General features: G+C 40.5%; 21 protein-coding genes. 13 read left to right on the plus strand and 8 right to left on the minus strand.

Annotation, left to right across the window (positions count from 1 at the left end; genetic code table 11):
- The first annotated feature begins 43 nt into the window (after nt 1-43).
- Entirely contained in the window at nt 44-1,111 is a 1,068-nt protein-coding gene (locus C9J42_RS11845; RefSeq protein WP_107288052.1) for a methyltransferase, read from the plus strand.
- 10 nt (nt 1,112-1,121) lie between these two features.
- On the opposite strand, the gene C9J42_RS11850 is transcribed toward C9J42_RS11845, so the two are convergent.
- On the minus strand, nt 1,122-2,000 hold the full coding sequence (locus C9J42_RS11850) for an alpha/beta hydrolase (protein WP_107288051.1): 879 nt from the start codon (nt 1,998-2,000) through the stop codon (nt 1,122-1,124).
- A 247-nt stretch (nt 2,001-2,247) separates the two neighbouring features.
- Between C9J42_RS11850 and C9J42_RS11855 the strand changes: the two genes are divergently transcribed.
- The gene (locus tag C9J42_RS11855; RefSeq protein ID WP_107302033.1) at nt 2,248-3,489 is read left to right on the plus strand and encodes an NAD(P)/FAD-dependent oxidoreductase; all 1,242 of its coding nucleotides are present in this window, start codon (nt 2,248-2,250) and stop codon (nt 3,487-3,489) included.
- Between the two features lie 152 nt (nt 3,490-3,641).
- On the plus strand, nt 3,642-3,857 hold the full coding sequence (locus C9J42_RS11860; protein ID WP_107207383.1) for a DUF465 domain-containing protein: 216 nt from the start codon (nt 3,642-3,644) through the stop codon (nt 3,855-3,857).
- Between the two features lie 382 nt (nt 3,858-4,239).
- On the opposite strand, the gene C9J42_RS11865 is transcribed toward C9J42_RS11860, so the two are convergent.
- Together C9J42_RS11865 and C9J42_RS11870 are read right to left on the minus strand one after the other, a co-directional pair.
- Nucleotides 4,240-4,623: a DUF6201 family protein gene (locus C9J42_RS11865; RefSeq protein ID WP_107302034.1), complete on the minus strand. Its 384-nt coding sequence runs from the start codon at nt 4,621-4,623 to the stop codon at nt 4,240-4,242.
- A complete protein-coding gene (locus tag C9J42_RS11870) occupies nt 4,623-5,180 on the minus strand; it encodes a DUF6402 family protein (RefSeq protein ID WP_146144066.1) in 558 nt (185 codons plus the stop codon). Before C9J42_RS11870 ends, C9J42_RS11865 begins: the two co-directional genes overlap by 1 nt.
- Before the next feature lie 831 nt (nt 5,181-6,011).
- Here C9J42_RS11870 and ltrA point away from each other — a divergent pair.
- A complete protein-coding gene (gene ltrA, locus C9J42_RS11875) occupies nt 6,012-7,484 on the plus strand; it encodes a group II intron reverse transcriptase/maturase (RefSeq protein WP_107288191.1) in 1,473 nt (490 codons plus the stop codon).
- 290 nt (nt 7,485-7,774) lie between these two features.
- Here the strand turns inward: ltrA and C9J42_RS11885 are convergent, their stop codons facing one another.
- Both C9J42_RS11885 and C9J42_RS11890 read right to left on the minus strand, forming a co-directional pair.
- Nucleotides 7,775-7,996: a VF530 family DNA-binding protein gene (locus C9J42_RS11885; RefSeq protein WP_005366553.1), complete on the minus strand. Its 222-nt coding sequence runs from the start codon at nt 7,994-7,996 to the stop codon at nt 7,775-7,777.
- Between the two features lie 161 nt (nt 7,997-8,157).
- The gene (locus C9J42_RS11890) at nt 8,158-9,219 is read right to left on the minus strand and encodes a helix-turn-helix domain-containing protein (protein WP_107246522.1); all 1,062 of its coding nucleotides are present in this window, start codon (nt 9,217-9,219) and stop codon (nt 8,158-8,160) included.
- Nucleotides 9,220-10,613: 1,394 nt separating this feature from the next.
- On the opposite strand from C9J42_RS11890, the gene C9J42_RS11895 reads away from it, so the two are divergent.
- From C9J42_RS11895 to C9J42_RS11935, 9 genes are read left to right on the plus strand one after another with little or no spacing between them, the layout of a single operon-like run.
- A complete protein-coding gene (locus C9J42_RS11895; RefSeq protein WP_107207378.1) occupies nt 10,614-11,012 on the plus strand; it encodes an ATP synthase subunit I in 399 nt (132 codons plus the stop codon).
- 1 nt (nt 11,013) lies between these two features.
- Complete coding sequence (atpB, locus tag C9J42_RS11900; protein WP_107207377.1) at nt 11,014-11,781, plus strand: F0F1 ATP synthase subunit A; 768 nt, start codon at nt 11,014-11,016, stop codon at nt 11,779-11,781.
- A gap of 53 nt (nt 11,782-11,834) precedes the next feature.
- A complete protein-coding gene (gene atpE / locus C9J42_RS11905) occupies nt 11,835-12,071 on the plus strand; it encodes a F0F1 ATP synthase subunit C (protein ID WP_004730405.1) in 237 nt (78 codons plus the stop codon).
- A gap of 52 nt (nt 12,072-12,123) precedes the next feature.
- Nucleotides 12,124-12,594: a F0F1 ATP synthase subunit B gene (gene atpF / locus C9J42_RS11910; protein WP_107207376.1), complete on the plus strand. Its 471-nt coding sequence runs from the start codon at nt 12,124-12,126 to the stop codon at nt 12,592-12,594.
- A 14-nt stretch (nt 12,595-12,608) separates the two neighbouring features.
- Entirely contained in the window at nt 12,609-13,157 is a 549-nt protein-coding gene (locus C9J42_RS11915; RefSeq protein ID WP_107287967.1) for a F0F1 ATP synthase subunit delta, read from the plus strand.
- 13 nt (nt 13,158-13,170) lie between these two features.
- Nucleotides 13,171-14,712 carry a F0F1 ATP synthase subunit alpha gene (gene atpA / locus C9J42_RS11920; protein ID WP_107287966.1) on the plus strand — a complete coding sequence of 514 codons (1,542 nt, stop codon included), beginning with the start codon at nt 13,171-13,173 and terminating at the stop codon, nt 14,710-14,712.
- A 58-nt stretch (nt 14,713-14,770) separates the two neighbouring features.
- Nucleotides 14,771-15,643 (plus strand): F0F1 ATP synthase subunit gamma, encoded by an 873-nt coding sequence (atpG, locus tag C9J42_RS11925; protein ID WP_107207374.1) that lies wholly within the window; start codon nt 14,771-14,773, stop codon nt 15,641-15,643.
- A 21-nt stretch (nt 15,644-15,664) separates the two neighbouring features.
- Nucleotides 15,665-17,050: a F0F1 ATP synthase subunit beta gene (gene atpD, locus C9J42_RS11930; RefSeq protein ID WP_107207373.1), complete on the plus strand. Its 1,386-nt coding sequence runs from the start codon at nt 15,665-15,667 to the stop codon at nt 17,048-17,050.
- A gap of 16 nt (nt 17,051-17,066) precedes the next feature.
- Nucleotides 17,067-17,510, plus strand: coding sequence for a F0F1 ATP synthase subunit epsilon (locus C9J42_RS11935; RefSeq protein ID WP_005366515.1), 444 nt, complete (start codon nt 17,067-17,069; stop codon nt 17,508-17,510).
- A gap of 230 nt (nt 17,511-17,740) precedes the next feature.
- On the opposite strand, the gene C9J42_RS11940 is transcribed toward C9J42_RS11935, so the two are convergent.
- The 3 genes from C9J42_RS11940 to C9J42_RS11950 all read right to left on the minus strand — a co-directional run bounded on the left by C9J42_RS11940 (nt 17,741) and on the right by C9J42_RS11950 (nt 19,808).
- Complete coding sequence (locus C9J42_RS11940; protein WP_107287965.1) at nt 17,741-18,292, minus strand: DUF2799 domain-containing protein; 552 nt, start codon at nt 18,290-18,292, stop codon at nt 17,741-17,743.
- 318 nt (nt 18,293-18,610) lie between these two features.
- Nucleotides 18,611-19,183, minus strand: a complete 573-nt coding sequence (locus tag C9J42_RS11945) for a DUF2913 family protein (protein ID WP_107207371.1) — start codon at nt 19,181-19,183, stop codon at nt 18,611-18,613.
- 280 nt (nt 19,184-19,463) lie between these two features.
- Entirely contained in the window at nt 19,464-19,808 is a 345-nt protein-coding gene (locus C9J42_RS11950; RefSeq protein ID WP_107287964.1) for a hypothetical protein, read from the minus strand.
- Between the last annotated feature and the right edge of the window lie 45 nt (nt 19,809-19,853).

Here is a 19,853-nt window from a genome sequence, read left to right on the forward strand (position 1 = left end):
TCGATAGAATAAGCGGCAACTGTTTAACCTATGTAGGTGTCGTGTGACCGATTATTCTGTAGATCCTTTCAATGCTCTTGATGCAAAAACAGAAGCGCAAAAACTTGCTTTCGCTCCTATCGTATTTCAAACCGCTAAATCTCTGCGTGATCTTGGTATCTTAGCCGCATTAGATGAAGTAAAAAAAGATGGGTTGGATGCTGTAGCCATTTCAAAGCGAACAGGGATCAGTGAATATGGTGTAAAAGTGTTATTAGATATGGGCCTAAGCGCACATATTGTCACTTGGCACGCGCCAAAATATCGTTTAGCCAATCTGGGACATTATTTACTGCACGATGGTATGACTCGAGCAAATATCGATTTTACCGCAGATGTTTGTTACGCCGCGATGATGCACCTTTCTCAATCTATTAAAGAAAGCAAACCCGCAGGCCTTGTTGAATTAGGCGATTGGGAAACCATTTATCAAGGGCTATCTCAACTACCTATGGCCGCCAAAGAAAGTTGGTTTAATTTCGACCATTTCTATTCTGATCGTTCATTTCCGTTACTACTTGAACGTGTCTTTGCGAAAAAGCCTAAACGCTTATTTGATATCGGTGGCAACACGGGTAAGTGGGCGCAACAGTGTTGTGCGTATGATCCTGATGTGAACGTTACTATTATCGATTTACCACAACAAGTTGAGATGGCACTCACGCAAGCCAAAGAAAAAGGGCTGGCAGAACGCATTTCGGGTGTAAGCACTAACTTACTGGATAAATCTCAAGCATTACCGCAAGGAGCGGATGTGTGGTGGATGAGCCAGTTTTTAGATTGTTTTTCACCGATGGAAATACTGAGTATTTTACGTCGCGTACGTGAAGCGATGTCACCTGATGCGGTGGTGTATATTTTAGAGCTTTTCTGGGATGCACAGCGTTACGAAGCGGCGACCTATAGCTTGAATGCGACCTCGTTATATTTCACTTGTTTAGCCAACGGTAATAGCCGTTTCTATCGCAGTGATGATTTTCTAGAAATAGTCAAAGAAGCGGGCTTTATTGTGACAGAGCGCGAAGACAATATTGGTTTAGGTCATACCTTATTAACCTTATCAGCCGCATAAACGAACCGAACTATTCATTATAAGCGATCATTTGCGTGACTTGCTCTCGGTTATTTTGTCTCACATATTGCTCGGTGTTAACTAACCACTGGGCAATATTGTGCTGATAACGAGGATGGTCGCCTGTCATGGCTCTCGCGTGGCGACAATCATCGAAAGCCATAAATTCTTTATTCCCCTTGAGCTGTTGATAGAGGGTCTCACCAAATTCAAACGGCACAACGCTATCTTCTTCACAGTGTACTACCAAGGCATGACTTTCCGGCACACGATGCAAATTCTGCTCTGCGGCATAATCATCTCGCATAATTACCAGTGCAAACCAATCATAGAGTTTACCAAAAGGGCTTTGGCTTAAAACAAACTGCGCTTCTTTAACGTAACTGGTAAAGGGGGAGTCGAGAATAATACCGTCAATTTCAATCGGATTATCAGCCCAAGCCCGTAAAAAGATATTACTTCCAGTAGAAGTAGCGACAACAAATAATGGCTGGTGGTTATATTGATTGATGTAATTAAGGATCGAAATCGCATCAAGGTACGCATCTTTGTCTGTTGCCGTCCCTGTTGAGTGACCAAAGCCTGAATAGTCGAAAGTGATCACGTTAAAACCATAATCTGTCAGCCATGCGACTTTTTCTTGGGTTTGCTCCATTTGCCCACTGTTACCATGAAAGTGAACCACAGTACCGCGAAGATCAGGTGACGACATAGAAGAAGTATTCGTGGGATGATAATAGCGATAAGCAATTTTATTGCCAGAGAGCGAATCAAGCCAAACGACCTCTTTACTTGGCATATCATTATTTGATGGTGAGAAAAATGCTTGGTTGGCACAACCAGATATTACAGGAAGTAATAACAGAGTCAGAAGCAAAAAAGAGTTCATGGGCATCTTCCTGATTTTTCATGACGTATTTACAGTGTGTACGTCTTAAAACGAAAATGTGATCTCTCCTGTGAGAAAATAAAACAATGTCCCTAATTGCTGTTTTTTAAGATAAAGCGATCCCCGTTGTATGGTGTGAATAAATAACTTTGTTAAACTCTGCGCTGATAATGTTTCTAAACAGATTGTTGCTTCTTATCTCACACTCGTCAGGTAAGACATTTACAGTGTTAATAAAAGGAAAAAGATGTTGAACAGTAGACAACGTACCCAAGTTGCGATTATTGGCGCAGGCCCATCAGGCTCTGTTGCAGCAGCGTTACTCAATCAAAATAATATTGATGTTGTTGTCTTAGAGAAAAACACTTTTCCTCGTTTTTCTATCGGCGAAAGCTTGTTACCTGCCTGTATGGAAGTGATTAAAAAAGCCAATATGCTCGATGCCGTAACAGGCGCTAATTTTCAATATAAAAATGGCGCGGCATTTCGCCGTCGAGATACCTACACGGCGTTTGATTTTCGCGATAAATTCACAGCTGGCGCCGGTACGACTTACCAAGTACAGCGTGGTAATTTTGATAAAGTGTTAGCCGATGAAGCAGCCAAGCAAGGGGTTGATATTCGCTATCAACACAGCGTAGAAGCCATTGAATGTGGTGACACTCACTCAGTGATTACGGTACGAGATGAGTTATCAGGGCAAAGCTATGCGCTCGAAGCAGACTTTATTCTAGATGCCAGTGGTTTTGGCCGTGTATTACCGCGTTTACTCGATTTAGAGCAGCCGTCTTGTTTACCTGTACGTCATGCGATTTTTACCCATGTAGTGGATCATATTGAAGACAGCGGTGTTGAGCACGATCGTGAAAAGATTTTAATTTCCGTTCACCCAACCAATGAAGACGTGTGGTTTTGGCTTATTCCATTTAGCAACGGGACTTGCTCATTAGGGGTGGTGGCTGAGCCTGCATTTTTAGCCCAATACGATGCTGATGAAAAAACCGCACTACAACAAATTGTGGCGCAAGAGCCAACATTAAATAAGCTGCTCAGCAAAGCTGAATACGCCAATCCTGCTGCGCAAATTGGCGGTTATTCTGCCAATGTAAAACACCTTGCGACGAACAACTATGCGTTATTAGGCAATGCAGGGGAGTTTTTAGATCCTGTATTTTCATCAGGCGTGACCATTGCAATGCAATCGGCAGATTTGGTTGTTAGCGCCTTATTGAAGCAATTAGCAGGCGATGACGTTAATTGGCAGCAAGAATATGCCGATAAATTAATGGTAGGGGTAAATACTTTCCGTACCTATGTCGAAGGTTGGTACTCTGGTGAATTACAAAAAGTGATTTTCTATACCGATCCCGATCCTAAAATAAAACAAATGGTGTGCTCGATACTGGCAGGTTACGCATGGGATCAGAAAAACCCGTTTGTTGCTCAATCTGAACGCCGCTTAAGAACTCTCGCTGAAATTTGTAGTTAAGTCGCCTTGCGCCTTTTTCAAGCCATATTCAATGGCTTGAAATAGTAATATTGGTTTTCATAAATAGCGCAGCAAAAACATGATTTTTGTCTTAATTTAATTAGATAGAAGGCGTATAACTAAGACATAAGCTATTTATAAGGAGAGTTCCGATGTTTCCAGAATACAAAGAGTTAATCGATTCTTTAAAAGGCAAAGAAGTTGCTTTTGATCGTCTATACAATAAACACAGCGAGCTTAACGCTGAAATTGAAAAGATGACAGCGAAAGACGGTTACGACGAAGATGTTATTGATAAGCTTAAAAAAGAAAAACTATTGCTTAAAGATGAAATCTTGGCTTATTTAAAAAGTGTAGAAGCTAAATAATCATTTATTAATCAACAATAAGTGAAAAGAAACAGAAAAGATAAGTGAGAGCTTTTCTTTTCTGTTTTTTATTTGTCTGAATATAGCAACCAATAACGAATGGCTATAGTGAACAGAGTGCGTGACTCATTAGATAATCTGTATTTATCACACTGCGATCATAGCTTCGCCTAACACACTTTTGGACAAAACCTTCTTAGGCTTTCTATTCTATTTAGGCTGATAAGCATTAGAGAAAGTATTGGTAACTTCTTCACAAAGTATCTTTAGGGAACAAAAAGACTGCCACTGTGGACGGTCATTTAACAATAAAGCTATTTATGCGTACTAATAAAGTTAAATCATCAAAAGATATAGCAGTGATATCAATAAGAAATGAATCCTATGATCTTACTCCACCATTTTTTTTATTAATCGGTATATCATAATCACAATTCTCTGGTAAAACACCAAGATACGGCCTGTCCTTTGACGGGAATAATATATTATATTGTTCCATCCTCATAATACAAAAAGGTGTACTTTGTCCTATATAATTACCATTTTTGTCAAATAATGTTATATATCTTTTACCTTCCAATCCTTGAATTAAAGATAATGGTGTTGTCATTGTTACCGGTGATAAAACTATTTTCCATTTTTTATCTGGACTAATTATTGTATGAGAATGACTATCATCAATGAAGGAAACTGGTGACAACACAGCCCACCAAAATAAAAAAAACGGAACTATTAATATTAAAGTTAATTTTAAATAATTTGCCATTATAATTTTACCGATTTATCCTTATTTAAAGGTTCCATCCATATAATGTCAGAGAAAACAATATAATCACCACCCGAATTATGTTTTTTCTGCCATGACCTAAAATCATCATTTTCAACAGGAACATAATCTGAAAACTCTCTTGCCAATAATCCAAATAGCCCTTGTGTATAAGAACTAATATAGATTGATGCTTTAGCTTTATCTAAAGTTCCCGATTTACTCCATATACCTAGTGGTTCTGATAAACCAAATTTAGTCCATTTACTATCCGATAAAAAATCGTAAGTATCCTTTAAATAAAAACCTATTTTCTCAACGATAAAATACGGTTCATTATCAAATGTTGTTGTGAATCCTGAGACAGCTAGTTTTAAAGTGGCATTACCAATCGCACCATACCAATCATCTATGGTGTCAAGTAAACTGCCAATAGTTCTTATATTAACCTGAGAGGTTGCATCAATTTCTAAGACATCTTCACTTCTTCTTAGAAAAACATTATTTTTACCATCCCAACCGTGCATTCTTAATCTTGCTTTTAATTGATCTTTCACGCATATCATGATTGAAGCCCAAGGTGATTGTACAGCAAAGCATGCATCGCCATAAGAAAAAGCATAGGAAAAACAAAAAATAGACATTGTGGTTTTGTTAATGATGTTACTAGTTTCAAAGTATTCAATCAGGGGCGGAGTTTGCGCATGAAAACCTAAAAGTGACGTTTTACTGACAGATAAAGTTGGCCTAATAAAACTAATCCAAAATCACATTAATACGATATGAATGAGTATTAGGTCTAACTCATAAAGGGGCGTGCGACGTGATGTCGTATGAAGCGCTGTTCACCGCTCAACGAGTGAACCATCTGTATCACCAGATGAACCTAGGAGCCTGAATAAAGTAGCGGCTCTGACAATGTAACGAAGGTTGGTATTTTCCAATCGGGATTGAAGTCGTGAGAGGACGATCCTCCTGATAACCACAACATCGGGTGAGTGCTAGGTAGTCAGCATGATGAACATAAGTGAATCCGCGTAAGGTGCGTTATATTATGAAACAGCGGAAGTGGTTAATACGCTGTAGCCAAAAGGCACGAGAGTCGGAAAGAGATTGCCCCATGCTCTTTCGTGATCGTTGAACTCTCCGCACCATAGCGGGCATCTAAACTGACATTGCGCGACATACGGAACACGGTAAGCCTGTATCACTCCCACTGGGAAAGTCTCTGCGACCGATAGTGATGCAGGTAGAGGATGTTGGAAAAAGCGAAGGCTGCATTGTAACGATGCAGATACAGGTCTCTATCTGGCACGAAAGTGAGCTGACTTCTAACTGGTCTTCCGTTGCAAGATAATTTGAAGAACTTTATTCAAGGAGAAACGCAAATGATGATTTCAAAAGAGATTAGTGCCTCTCCTGACAGTGCTCAATGGCAATCCATCAATTGGAAGGCCGTTGAATCCCATGTTTTAAAGCTTCAGATGCGTATTGCAAAGGCAACACGAGAAGGTAAACACGGCAAAGCGAAAGCGGTGCAGTGGATACTGACTCACTCACGCTCAGCAAAACTTCTTGCTGTTAAGCGGGTATCACAAAATAAAGGCAGTAAAACGCCTGGAATTGACGGCGTTATCTGGAATACAGATACGCGCCGCATGAAAGCAGTCAATCAATTGAGCAGAAAAGATTATAAAGCCAAACCGCTCAAGCGTATCTACATCCCCAAGAAAAACGGCAAGCTTAGACCACTGGGTATCCCCTGTATGGTCGATAGAGCGCAGCAAACGCTTCATCTTCTTGCACTAGAGCCAGTGTCAGAAACACTTGCCGACCCTAATAGTTACGGATTTAGACCAAACCGTAGTACTGCCGATGCAATCGCTCAGTGCTTCAAATGTCTGGCGCTAAAGAAATCTGCACAATGGGTTCTTGAGGGAGATATCAAAGCTTGTTTCGACAAGATCGGACATCAATGGTTAATGGATAACATTGCCGTCGATAAACGCATGTTGGAACAATGGCTAAAGTCTGGTTTTATGGATAAAGGGCTGTTCTATCGTACTGATGAGGGAACACCTCAAGGAGGGGTTATATCCCCAACCTTGATGCTAATGACTCTTGCGGGGCTGGAGCAGCACATAAAGCCTACCGCACTTAAAAAGGGTGCTAGAGCCAACTTTATTGGATACGCCGACGACTTCGTCGTCACCTGTGCTTCAAAGGAAGTGCTGGAGAACGATATCAAACCGTTGATTGCTGATTTCTTAGCAGAAAGAGGCCTAACACTCTCCGAAGAGAAAACGCACATGACTCATATCAGTCGTGGTTTTGATTTTCTAGGTTTTAACCATAGGAAATACAAAGGGAAATTACTCATTAAACCGAGCAAATCCAATACACTACTGTTCTTGACCAACTTGCGCGAACTCATCAAAAAGCACGCAACTATCCCCGTTAACGATTTAATTAAGTTAATAAATCCGAAACTAAGGGGCTGGTCGAATTACTATCGACACTGCGTGGCTAAACAGGTATTCGGATATGTAGGTCACAAGCTATTCCATACGTTATGGCACTGGGCAAAAAGGCGTCATCCAACAAAATCCAGAACTTGGATCGCCCTTAAGTACTTCATCAACCGTCAAGGCCAATGGCAATTTCACGGTTGGCAGAAGATCATGAATATGGACTGTCAGTTCAATCTGTTTCAAATAGCCAAGGTGCCAATAGAGAGACATGTGAAAATCAGGAGCGCTGCTACGCCTTTTGATCCTCAATACCAAGAATACTTGGCAAAGAGAAAATCAAAGAAGCAATGCCGTAACTCTTGGCATGAGCCTGCTCTCGCTGCTTTATAAGTTGCTGGGTGCCAATCGGTGCCTTCGTGAAGGCTTGAGCCTAGTGCGGTGAAAGTTGCACGCTGGGTTCTTAGAGGGACGACACTTGGTAACAGGTGTCGTCTACTCGACAGAAGTGCGCTAGAACAACTAACCACATTTAATGACATCGATATCATTATTCGGATTGGTTAAACAATATAGTAAGACTGTTGATTGTGATGGTTATTTAAAGAAAGGGAGAGGTGAGCAGCGAAGAAGAAATGGCATACCTTACTTATGTATTAGTTAAAGTGCGTATGCCAATCGGGTTACTTACAAAAAGTCTCAATATATAAGGCTTCTACTTTGTCTCTTGCCCATTGGGTTTTGCGTAAAAACTTTAAAGACGACTTAATAGAGGGATCGCTGTAAAAACAGTTAATTTTAATTCTTGCATCTAGCCCTTCCCATCCGTAGTGCTCTTGTAAACGTACAAGGATCTTTTCTAACGTCAAACCGTGTAATGGGTTGTTGATTTGTTCTTGGCTCATGATTGAGTGTTCCTACCATCGCGAAATCTGTCGACGGAGTTTAGCAGAATGCGCTGGTCTGGTTTAAGGTTTTCACAAAATTAAAGCCTATCTCGTTAGCTTATCGACTACAATCAGCTACCTATTTAGCAGCTAATTGAACAATAGTGAAGTAACGAGTCTTAAATGAGTTCCCAATGTGAAACCACACGCGGTGCTATTGTTTGGTTTTTACTGGTTAACTGAGACGGGCATAGTCCTGTCCAGCGTTTAAACGCGCGTGAAAAGGTACTGAGATCAGAAAAACCTAATTGCTGTGCAATGTCAGCTAACCCTAACTCTGAATTATCTAACAGGGATAACGCCATTTCTAATTTATAGTTTTCTAAAACCCCACGATAACTTGTTGATAAACATGCTAAACGTCTATTTAAGGTGCGAAAGCTGATGTCCATTAAACTTGCGATATGGTTGCCAGAGGCGGCCTCTAAATCAGGTAGGCTTCTAAGCGCACGATAAACTTGATGAATCACATTGTTCTGCTGGTAGTTTACTAGCTGATGCTTTAACTGCCATAAGCTGTTTTGATGGATCACGGGATCAGAATCGGTTAACGGTAAGGATAACGACTTTTTACTAAAAGTAAGGCGGATCAAGGGAAAGCTATAATGGCACTTTATATTCAGTGCAGATGACGCAATCAAGTTATCAAATAACGGCTGTTCGATGCGTAAATTGGTCAGCGAGGGTAAATACGCATCACCTTTAAGTGTCGTTGTGCCCCACGTTTGCTTGATGACATTCAATAATAGCGCAAAGTGTAAAGCCAATAACGATAGGCTTTCTGTTGAATGTTTTGCGATGGGTTCATTACTTAATAGCCACAGATTGATGTTGTCACCTTTATTTTCATCTAAATGAAAACGAATAGAGCTATTGAGTAATGCGCTGTAGTTGCACAGCGTATGTAATTGCGTGTAGCGATCAGGGCTCGTCCATAGCGCTAAACTATAGAAGTTAAAGGTTAAGGGATTTACTGACTGGGCTATTTTTGTAATTTGGGTGGATAAAGCATGATACTCAGGCGTGATTGTTGAGAGGTATTGTTTTAGCCATAGACCTTCAAAATGTGTCATGTCAAAGGTGTGATTCTCTTCAATATTGAAGTTTGCAAAAGGAATGACACTTTTCCAACCTGAAGAGATTGTATTTTTTAATGATGAGAGTTGAGATTTGACTTCCATTGTTACTTATATACCTCATAAAAGTTACATCTCAGAAACATACCAGCGTATTAAAAGACAAGATTAAATAGAGGGTACAAATTAATGTCACTAAATGCAGTTATCAGTTAGTTGATAATGTGTCTTTAAAGTAACAGCTATGTGTCTTTGTCTTTATTTTTTTATCAGTAAATATGTATCATCGTTGTTTGGTTTATTTACATTAGCAATATTTGTAGCACATTAATATTGTTTATTTTGTGCTAATTCTACGTATGGAAAAATTGTTAATCTATAATTATAGATCAAACAGTCGATAAATTTTGTCGGATAGCTCTATTTTTATTACGATTCATTTTTATTATATATAACCTAATTGGTAAATATAATGGCTGAATTTAGCAATTCTTAACGTCTCTATTTTATATATAGCATTGGATGCATATATTGACTTTTATATTTTAATTTTAATGTATTATTTGTGTTCTTTTCTTAGGGCATATTATCGCTCGTAGTGATCGATATTTTAAATATAATGTTGTCTATTTTTTATGACTTCATATTGTCATTTACAACGTTGAAAATCGCTTTTAATGAGCGTTTGTTTATATTTATTGAGCTTAGAGGTGAACGTTTTTGGGTGCCGTTAAAGGCTTTTATTACCTTTGTTAATCAGCATCTTATTATTTCATTCTGTGATATCGGAATTTTATTAATAACGCTGTACCGATACCTTCTTTTAAAAAATAATTTGGCTATATATACAGTCAACTATTTTTATTCCCTTTTCTTCTTTTTTCGCCACAGAGAGCGTCCTGCCAGTGCTGATTGTTATGTTTTTTCTTCCTTGAACTCGCAGTGAAAGAGCAAGAAGACAAGCTTAAATCGCATGATTTTGCCGTTTTAAAATTGAAATTTATTGCAAAAAAAGACAATAAATAGCAAATAACCGTCAACTTTTATGGTTGATAATAATTATTAATACGCCGTGAGTTTTGTATTTCGCTCATTTTGATTATCGATGTTAATACATAATTATTCGCTTTGCTTACAATATAATCCATTCGGGCTGCAATCATTTACTTACTCAAAAATGAAAAACATTGATTTCATTTTTTTTAATAGCGTTAGTGATAACGATCACGTAAATTTTAATCATCAAGAGGTGGCGTCAAAGTTATTGATTTTAAATGTGTTGCAAGTTGCATTGATATAAATAACACTTTTCTGCTTCGGTATTTAATATTTATTTAACATTTTAGTTGATGAGATATTTGCTCTTGGTGAGGGAGTTTTCTCTTGCGATATTATTCATTCCTTATGTTTGTGTAAATTTAATCACAAGTTGAAATAACCCGTAACAAGTTGAAATGGAGGGGGTTAGCAGGTTATTGCATAAATAAAGAGGATTAGAAATGAATACGAAATCTGGTTCTAGCGATATTTTATCTGCAGCAAAAGTAATAGTGATTGGGCAAATAATATTAGGTTTACTTTTTATTTTTTTTGCTTCTATTACGACTAATTGGTTTGGCGTTAAATCTTCAATTATTGGGGTGGCTATTGCAGTTATTCCTTCATTGTTAGGATTAAGTGCCGCTGCTTTTAAAATAAAAACAAATAAAGACATTAGTATTCGATATTTAGCCAAACTTAATAGTTTTATTAAGTGGGTATATACCGCGGTAATGATTTTAGCTGTTGTTCGTTTTATTCCAGTAAATCATGTAGCTATGTTATTAGCTTATAGCGTGACATTTTTAGGATGCTTTTTAACCCCGATACTTAACAAACCTCAATTTAGGATGACGTAAGGTGGAAGCAGTAACTACCGCTCACGAATATATTGAGCACCACTTAACATTCCTTACTGTAGGCCACGGTTTTTGGAGCCTAAATATAGACTCCATGTTTATGGTATGGGTGTTAGGTTTACTCTTCATCGGTGTCTTTAAATATGTTGTTAGCCACGGAACCTCTGGGGTTCCAGGTCGATTGCAATGTTTTATTGAGATCACTTATGAATTTGTAAACAACCTTGTTAAGGAAATTTTTCAGACGAGAAGCAAGATAGTCGGCCCTTTAGCGTTAACTATCTTCGTGTGGGTTTTCTTAATGAATATGATCGACTTAATTCCGGTCGACTTCGTTCCTGCATTAGCACGAGCACTGGGCTTTGAACATTTCCGTGATTTGCCTTCTGCTGATGTGAACGTACCGATGTCGATGGCGTTAGGTGTGTTTATTTTAATCATTGGTTACACCTTAAAAACTAAGGGACTTGTTGGCTTTATTAAAGAGTTAACAACACAACCATTTGAACACCCATTGTTGTATCCGGTGAACTTCGTTTTGGAGTTGGTGACATTAATTTCAAAACCAATTTCTCTTGGACTTCGACTCTTCGGAAATATGTATGCAGGTGAAATGATTTTTATCCTGATTGCATTAATGCCGTGGTGGATGCAGTGGGCGTTAAGCGTGCCGTGGGCATTGTTCCACATTTTAATTGTGTTCCTTCAAGCCTTCATCTTTATGGTATTAACTGTTGTGTACCTAGCGATGGCAACTGAAGAACATTAATAAATTAAGTTCGATTTAAGTTTTATCTATTAAATAAATTTTTGGAGTCATTCATGGATATTGTAAGTGCAGTTCTTTACGTTGCTGGTGCGCTTCTCATTGGTTTAGGCGCGGCAGGTGCGGCTTCTGGTATCGGTAATCTTGCGGGTAAATACCTTGAAGGTGTTGCACGTCAGCCAGATTTAACCCCTATGTTACGTACTCAGTTTTTTATCATGATGGGTCTTGTGGATGCGGTACCTATGATTGGTGTAGGTATCGGTCTTTACATCATCTTTGCTGTGGCTTAATAGCCAGAACTACCGTTATAAATCATAACGTTATTTAAATAGTGAGGATGGTATGAATTTAAATGCAACCATGCTTGGTCAGGCAATCTCATTCGTGATTTTTGTTTGGCTATGTATGAAATATGTTTGGCCACCGCTATCTGCGTTAATTGACCAACGTCAGCGCGAAATCGCTGAAGGACTGATTCATACCGAAAACGCGTCAAAAGAACTTGAATTAGCAAAAGCTAATGGTGAAAAGCTTCTGGATGATGCGAAGAAAAGTGCAAATGAATTAGTCGAGCAAGGTAATAAGCGTCGCGCTCAAATTATCGAAGAAGCCCAAGCGGAAGGTGAGAAAGAAAAAGCTCGCATTATTGCTCAGGGCAATGCTGAAGTAGAAAGTGATCGTAATCGCCTTCGCCAAGAACTCCGTGCAGAAATGTCTGACATGGTGATTGAAACGGCGCAGAAACTGATTAATCGTAACTTAGACACAGATGCTAACCGCGATCTTGTTAATAAACTCATCAAGGATATGTAAGCGGAGAGCACATTATGTCAGATCCACTAACTATTGCTCAGCCCTATGCCAAAGCAGCGTTTGATTTCGCTCTTGCCAATGATGCATTGGAACAATGGGAGCAAATGTTAATTATCGCAGCAACGGTTGCTAGCCAACCCGTTATTGCTCAGCAAATTGAAGATAGCGAGCAGTTTGGCGAGCATGACTCATCAGCGTTTACTGACATGTTCTTGGGCGTTTGTGAGGGGCTGCTGGATGAACATGGCCAGAACCTGATCAGAGTAATGGCTGAAAATGGACGTCTAAATGTGATTGCGCAAGTTGCTGAATTGTTCCATGAGCTGAAAGAAGATCATGAGCGCATGGTAACAGCGATAGTAACAACAACCGAGCCGTTAACAGATGAGCAGAAAGCGAACCTGATACAGGCGCTGCAAAAGAAATTAAATCGCAGTGTTGAGCTTGATTGTCACATTGATGAGTCGCTAGTTGGCGGAATGCTAATCAAAGCCGGTGAAATGGTGATTGATGGCTCGCTAAAAAGCTCTATCAACCGACTTGCTACAAGCCTTCAGGCGTAATAGGTAATTAGATATGCAACTGAATTCCAACGAAATTAGCGATTTAATTAGACAACGAATCGCCACCTTTAACGTGACCAGTCAGGCACGTAATGAAGGTACTATCGTCTCTGTAAGCGACGGTATTATTGTTATCAATGGTCTTGCTGATGTTATGCAAGGTGAGATGATTGAACTTCCAGACAACCGTTATGCATTGGCACTTAACTTAGAGCGTCACTCTGTAGGTGCGGTAGTGATGGGTCCTTATGCTGATCTTGCTGAAGGCATGAAAGTAACAGGTACCGGTCGTATCCTCCAAGTGCCAGTAGGTAAAGGTTTATTGGGTCGTGTTGTTAACACCCTTGGTCAGCCTATTGATGGTAAAGGCGCGATTGACAACGATGGCTTTGCGCCTGTTGAAATTATCGCACCCGGTGTCATCGATCGTAAATCGGTTGATCAGCCAATCCAGACTGGTTACAAAGCGGTTGACTCTATGGTGCCAATCGGTCGAGGTCAGCGTGAGTTGATCATCGGTGACCGCCAGACAGGTAAAACGGCGATGGCGATTGATGCCATCATTAACCAGAAAGATTCTGGTATTTACTCTGTGTATGTGGCTATTGGTCAAAAAGCATCAACAATTGCTAACGTTGTGCGTAAGTTAGAAGAAAACGGCGCGCTTAAAAATACCATTGTTGTTGTAGCATCTGCGTCTGAAGCGGCCGCCCTTCAATACCTAGCCCCGTATGCGGGTTGTACGATGGGTGAATACTTCCGTGACCGTGGTGAAGATGCTCTGATTGTTTATGATGACCTGTCTAAACAGGCTGTTGCTTACCGTCAAATCTCACTATTGCTTAAGCGTCCACCCGGCCGTGAAGCCTTCCCTGGTGATGTTTTCTACCTTCACTCACGTCTACTAGAGCGTGCATCACGTGTAAATGCTAACTATGTTGAGCGTTTTACTAACGGTGAAGTGAAAGGCAAAACAGGTTCATTAACCGCGTTACCTATCATCGAAACCCAAGCGGGTGACGTATCAGCTTTCGTACCAACCAACGTAATTTCGATTACTGATGGTCAGATCTTCTTGCAGACTAACTTGTTCAACGCAGGTTTACGTCCAGCGGTTGACCCGGGTATTTCGGTCTCTCGTGTTGGTGGTGCCGCGCAGACTAAGATCATTAAGAAACTGTCTGGTGGTATTCGTACCGCACTTGCACAGTATCGTGAATTAGCAGCCTTTGCTCAGTTCTCATCGGATCTTGATGATGCAACACGTAAACAGCTAGACCATGGTGAAAAAGTCACTGAGCTAATGAAGCAAAAGCAGTACGCACCTATGTCTGTCGCTGAGCAAGCACTGGCTATTTTCTCTGCCGAGAAAGGTTATTTGAATAACGTTGGGTTATCTCAAATCGGTGCATTTGAAGAAGCATTAATGGCATTTGCTAAGAGTCAGTCAGCTGAATTACTAGCAAAAATTAATGAGTCTGGTGATTACAACGATGACATCGAAGCAAGCTTGCACCAGCTTCTAAAAACATTCGTTGATACCCAGTCGTACTAAGCGACGAGAACATTTCCGTCCAAGTACGATGCAGTATGAATGTAGATAGGAGCTAACCATGTCAAATGCAAAAGAGATCCGCACTAAGATCGCCAGCGTGCAAAATACGCAAAAGATCACGAGTGCTATGCAGATGGTTGCCGCAAGTAAGATGCGCAAAGTTCAACAGAACATGGAAGCGACCCGACCTTACGCAGAGAACATGCGTAAAGTGATCGGACACGTGACTTCGGGTTCGTTGGAGTACAAGCATCCCTATCTTGAAGAGCGTGAAGTAAAACGTGTCGCTTACATCATTATTTCCTCAGACCGAGGATTATGTGGTGGCTTGAACATTAATTTGTTTAAGAAAGCACTGGCAGATATGCGTCAGTGGAAAGATCAAGGGGTGGAGGTTGATACCACCTTGATCGGTTCAAAAGCGATTTCGTTTTTCCATCGTTTCGGCAACGTGATTGCACAAACATCCGGTATTGGTGATGAACCAAAACTTGAAGATATTTTAGGCCCAGTTAACGCCATGTTGGAGTATTTCGACGAAGGCAAGATTGACCGCTTGTTCCTAGTTTACAACGAGTTTGTAAATACCATGGTGCAAAAGCCGAAGGTGGCACAATTGCTACCTAATCCTCAGCTTGAAGAAGAAGAGTTAGCCGATGCTAATGAATCAAGCCGCTGGGACTATATCTACGAGCCAGATCCAAAACCCATTCTCAACGAACTGATGCTTCGCTATATCGAATCACAGGTCTACCAAGGCACTGTTGAGAGTATCGCTTGTGAACAAGCAGCGCGAATGGTTGCGATGAAAGCAGCAACCGATAATGCGGGCGAGCTGATTAATGATTTACAGCTGGTTTATAACAAAGCCCGTCAAGCTGCTATTACCCAAGAGCTAAGTGAAATTGTCGCTGGGGCACAAGCCGTTTAAATAGAATTTTGAGGACATCAAATGAGTACTGGTAAGATTGTCAAAGTCATCGGCGCTGTCGTTGACGTGGAATTTGACCAAGATAGCGTACCACGTGTATATGATGCGCTTACCCTTAGTGATAGTGAGCATGCTGAATTAGTATTAGAAGTACAGCAGCAAATTGGTAGCGGTGTTGTTCGCTGTATCGCAATGGGTTCATCAGACGGTCTTCGTCGTGGCCTAGAAGTGGTAAATACCAAAGCACCGATCACTGTCCCTGTGGGTGAAGAAACCCTTGGTCGTATCATGAACGTGTTAGGCTCACCGATTGATGAATGTGGTGAAATTGGCGAAAAAACCAAATATGCCATTCACCGTGAAGCACCGTCTTATGAAGAACAATCTAACAGCTCTGAACTGTTAGAAACGGGTGTGAAAGTTATCGACCTTATCTGCCCATTTGCTAAGGGTGGTAAAATCGGTCTGTTCGGTGGTGCGGGTGTAGGTAAGACCGTTAACATGATGGAGCTTATCAACAACATCGCGAAAGCACACTCGGGCTTATCAGTATTTACTGGTGTCGGTGAGCGTACTCGTGAAGGTAACGACTTCTACTACGAAATGAAAGAAGCAGGGGTACTTGATAAAGTAGCCATGGTTTACGGTCAGATGAACGAGCCACCGGGTAACCGTCTTCGTGTTGCACTTACTGGTCTAACTATCGCAGAAAGCTTCCGTGATGAAGGCCGTGACGTACTCCTGTTTATCGATAACATTTATCGTTACACATTGGCTGGTACTGAAGTATCAGCACTGCTTGGCCGTATGCCATCAGCGGTAGGTTATCAGCCAACACTAGCGGAAGAAATGGGTGTACTACAAGAGCGTATTACCTCAACGAAGACAGGTTCTATCACCTCTATTCAGGCGGTATATGTACCAGCCGATGACTTGACTGACCCATCGCCAGCAACGACGTTCGCTCACCTTGATGCGACGGTTGTACTGTCTCGTAACATTGCCGCGCTTGGTTTATACCCTGCGATTGACCCACTAGATTCAACTTCTCGTCAGCTTGATCCACTGGTTGTTGGTCAAGATCACTACGATGTTGCGCGTGGTGTACAAACCGTACTGCAGCGTTACAAAGAGCTTAAAGATATTATTGCTATCCTAGGTATGGATGAATTATCTGAAGAAGATAAGCAGACAGTATCTCGTGCTCGTAAGATTGAACGTTTCTTGACTCAGCCTTACCACGTAGCGGAAGTGTTTACCGGTCAACCAGGTGTATTTGTATCACTTAAAGAAACTATCGCAGGCTTTAAAGGCTTACTCAGCGGTGAGTATGATGACGTACCAGAGCAAGCATTCTTGTACTGTGGCGCAATCGAAGAAGTGCTTGAAAAAGCGAAAAATCTTTAAGGCGTAAGGAGGCATCATGGCTATTGGCGTAACCGAAAACACGTTCCAACTCAACATTGTGAGTGCAGAAGGTCCATTGTTTTCTGGCCCAGCTCATGCGCTGGCAATTTCTGGCTCTGATGGGGAATTGGGTATACGCCCTGGTCACTCTCCTTTATTGAGCCGACTAAAACCTGGTGTGGCGAGTTTTGTCACTGATCTAAAGGATCCTGAAGAAATCCTTTATATCTCAGGCGGGATTGTTGAAGTCCAACCCTCTGTAGTAACTGTACTTGCCGATACGGCAATGCATGGGAAGGACATTGATAAGGCTCGCGCTGATGAAGCTCGACGCGCCGCAGAAGAAAATATCAACAAGCATGCTGATGATATTAACTTCGCTATGGCGGAAATGGATCTGGCGAAAGCAATGGCACAATTACGTGCAGTTGAATTAACCCAGAAACAAATGCGCCGCTAACCTTGATGGAATAAATACAGTGACCGTTTGTTGGACTAAATCACCATAGAAAGATAAGCGGATATTGTTTTATACCATCAAGGAGGCACTCCTTTTGCATAACCATCATGGTGTGAAAGGAAAAGTAATAGATAGAATGGATGTTATTTATTGCTGATGGTATCTCCAGTAAACCCATCACAATTAAAGCCCTTACTTTGTACCGAGAGTAAGGGCTTTTTCATACCGTTTTAATAGTATGTATTCATTTGTGCTCGTACTTTTTCAAGTTCTTGTTTTAACTTGTTAAGTTGATGCTGCTTTCGTTTCAGATCGTTGGGTCTATTATTTATTTCATCAATCTGATCAAGCTTTTCACGGCGCTCACGTGGGGTGAGTTGGTCATAAATTAAACTGTTTTTTAACTCGTTTAATTTCTCTTTTTGGTTATCAATTTCATGTTGCTCATAGCTCAATTCTCGTTCTGCACGAGAAACATTTTCTTGCGCTGTGTAGAGTTGCTGGCCATGGTTATAGCCTTTTACAAACGCTTGGGCGGTATTTTGCGGGCAGACACCTTGGTAAGACTTACCATGAGATCCGACAAAAAAGCCATGGCTTTCAGTACAGTAGCTGATTAGGCCTTTTTGATAACCGGCTTGATACTGAGAAAAGTCAGCGCGAACATTGTATTCCGAACAGGCAGAGCTACGTTCGTTAAATTGGGTTGAAGAGGCACCTTGAGAGCCATCCATGTAACCCAGTGCTTGCCAGTTAGCTGTTTGGCACTCTTGTTGATTCATGACAGAACATGCGCTCAATGTTGAACACAGCATGAGTGTTATTGTTAAATTCTTTATCGTCATAGCTAACTTGTTACAAAAATATAAAGGTGGATACTCTAAAGGTATCGTTAATAAAGATAAAGGTGTATCTCCTCTAAAATAGTTAAAAACGTGGTGATCTGGATGGTTAAAGTAAACTTTATTTGTAAATAAGTGAGCGGAAATGATATTGGAAAAAAAAGGGGGGAGGACAGCAAAGATAGCCTTTACGATTGTCTTTCGAAAAGGCTTAACAGCGATGAATTATAAGCTGACGGCTAGGCGACAATAGGCTGTTTAAAGACGAAATAGCTCAATACGTAAATGGTTTTCATCTTCATAAGCAATGACAGATTGGAAGCCTGTGCTCTTATCGACAATTGAAGAAAATTGATCTTTCAACTTTTCGTCGCCAATAAAGAGTATTTGCGTTGCTTTGGTCATTAAACCATCTTCATCAAAGCTTGATGTTAGATCTTCATCGACAACACAGACCAAGACTTTGCCATAACGCGCATTAAGATCAATGGCATGTGCCAATGAATACTGCGCTTTCGTGTCCAGCTCTGTTTCGATCTCTTGAATCAGGGCAATAAACTGGTAGAGATCGGTTGAGCTCATTTGCTGCAAACGTTCGCGTTCTTGATTTAATGTTGCTTCGAAATCGGTATTTAGCCTTCTACCCATTTGTAGCCAGCTTTTCGTCGTCTTCTTTACTCGTCGATACTGGTGAGATTTGACGATTGGCTTTAGGTATTGAACCAATATATTATTTTTTTCTGCAAGGCTTAGTCGTTTATCTAGTTTTTTGAATTCTAGGTGTAGTAAAGCGTGAGTACTAACGTCTAATAATAGTTCTGATTGGTTCATTCGAGTACCGAGTTGAAACAGGTATTAACAATAATATCATACTATTACTGAGGTAATAGTAGCGTCATATAGTAGACTTTTTTTCAATGACGATATACTAGCATGTTTGTTATAAGCGTGTCATAAACAAACAGTTACTGATAAAAAGTTTATATTTATAAGCGTCACGTAGGGCTTACAGAGGATAAATGACATGAGTAAATAGCGTAAGGTTAAGGTTTTAAGTGTCGCAATAATGCCTATTATCGGTATTGAGCAATAGGCACTTACAATACGATGATTAATGCGCGAACATCGTTTTTTCCATGGGATTGAATGCGGTTAAATCACCCGTCGGATTTAGCAAATGCGGTAGAATTTTGGGTAGATTTAGCTCGATATCTTTATCTGTAACAGGATTAATTATTTTGTTATACCAGCCAAGTAAGCCTAATACGGCATAACCGATAGCGTCATCATTATCACGGTGTTCAAGAATGATTTGAAGAAAGCGCAGTATAGCCTTATCTGGTGTTTTTGCCTGCTCTAATGTTTCGTTATACACCGCAATTGCTTCTGCGACTAGGCCTTCGTACTCAGTATCAATTGCGACTTTAAATGAGCCGCCATCCACAGTTATTTTCATTATAAACATACCTGTTAGTGCTAATCGCAGCATGGTATCGAATTT

Origin of the sequence: Photobacterium sp. GB-56 (genome assembly GCF_003026105.1) — a bacterium.
GTDB lineage: Bacteria > Pseudomonadota > Gammaproteobacteria > Enterobacterales > Vibrionaceae > Photobacterium.

What these genes read in the sequence shown, in the direction of transcription:
- C9J42_RS11950 (WP_107287964.1), bottom strand. Translation starts at nt 19,808, where the DNA reads ATGAAAATAACTGTGGATGGCGGCTCATTTAAAGTCGCAATTGATACT.
- ltrA (WP_107288191.1), top strand. Translation starts at nt 6,012, where the DNA reads ATGATGATTTCAAAAGAGATTAGTGCCTCTCCTGACAGTGCTCAATGG.
- atpD (WP_107207373.1), top strand. Translation starts at nt 15,665, where the DNA reads ATGAGTACTGGTAAGATTGTCAAAGTCATCGGCGCTGTCGTTGACGTG.
- C9J42_RS11855 (WP_107302033.1), top strand. Translation starts at nt 2,248, where the DNA reads ATGTTGAACAGTAGACAACGTACCCAAGTTGCGATTATTGGCGCAGGC.
- C9J42_RS11885 (WP_005366553.1), bottom strand. Translation starts at nt 7,996, where the DNA reads ATGAGCCAAGAACAAATCAACAACCCATTACACGGTTTGACGTTAGAA.
- C9J42_RS11915 (WP_107287967.1), top strand. Translation starts at nt 12,609, where the DNA reads ATGTCAGATCCACTAACTATTGCTCAGCCCTATGCCAAAGCAGCGTTT.
- C9J42_RS11860 (WP_107207383.1), top strand. Translation starts at nt 3,642, where the DNA reads ATGTTTCCAGAATACAAAGAGTTAATCGATTCTTTAAAAGGCAAAGAA.
- C9J42_RS11940 (WP_107287965.1), bottom strand. Translation starts at nt 18,292, where the DNA reads ATGAATCAACAAGAGTGCCAAACAGCTAACTGGCAAGCACTGGGTTAC.
- C9J42_RS11945 (WP_107207371.1), bottom strand. Translation starts at nt 19,183, where the DNA reads ATGAACCAATCAGAACTATTATTAGACGTTAGTACTCACGCTTTACTA.
- C9J42_RS11935 (WP_005366515.1), top strand. Translation starts at nt 17,067, where the DNA reads ATGGCTATTGGCGTAACCGAAAACACGTTCCAACTCAACATTGTGAGT.
- atpA (WP_107287966.1), top strand. Translation starts at nt 13,171, where the DNA reads ATGCAACTGAATTCCAACGAAATTAGCGATTTAATTAGACAACGAATC.
- atpG (WP_107207374.1), top strand. Translation starts at nt 14,771, where the DNA reads ATGTCAAATGCAAAAGAGATCCGCACTAAGATCGCCAGCGTGCAAAAT.
- atpF (WP_107207376.1), top strand. Translation starts at nt 12,124, where the DNA reads ATGAATTTAAATGCAACCATGCTTGGTCAGGCAATCTCATTCGTGATT.
- atpE (WP_004730405.1), top strand. Translation starts at nt 11,835, where the DNA reads ATGGATATTGTAAGTGCAGTTCTTTACGTTGCTGGTGCGCTTCTCATT.
- C9J42_RS11850 (WP_107288051.1), bottom strand. Translation starts at nt 2,000, where the DNA reads ATGAACTCTTTTTTGCTTCTGACTCTGTTATTACTTCCTGTAATATCT.
- C9J42_RS11865 (WP_107302034.1), bottom strand. Translation starts at nt 4,623, where the DNA reads ATGGCAAATTATTTAAAATTAACTTTAATATTAATAGTTCCGTTTTTT.
- C9J42_RS11895 (WP_107207378.1), top strand. Translation starts at nt 10,614, where the DNA reads ATGAATACGAAATCTGGTTCTAGCGATATTTTATCTGCAGCAAAAGTA.
- C9J42_RS11890 (WP_107246522.1), bottom strand. Translation starts at nt 9,219, where the DNA reads ATGGAAGTCAAATCTCAACTCTCATCATTAAAAAATACAATCTCTTCA.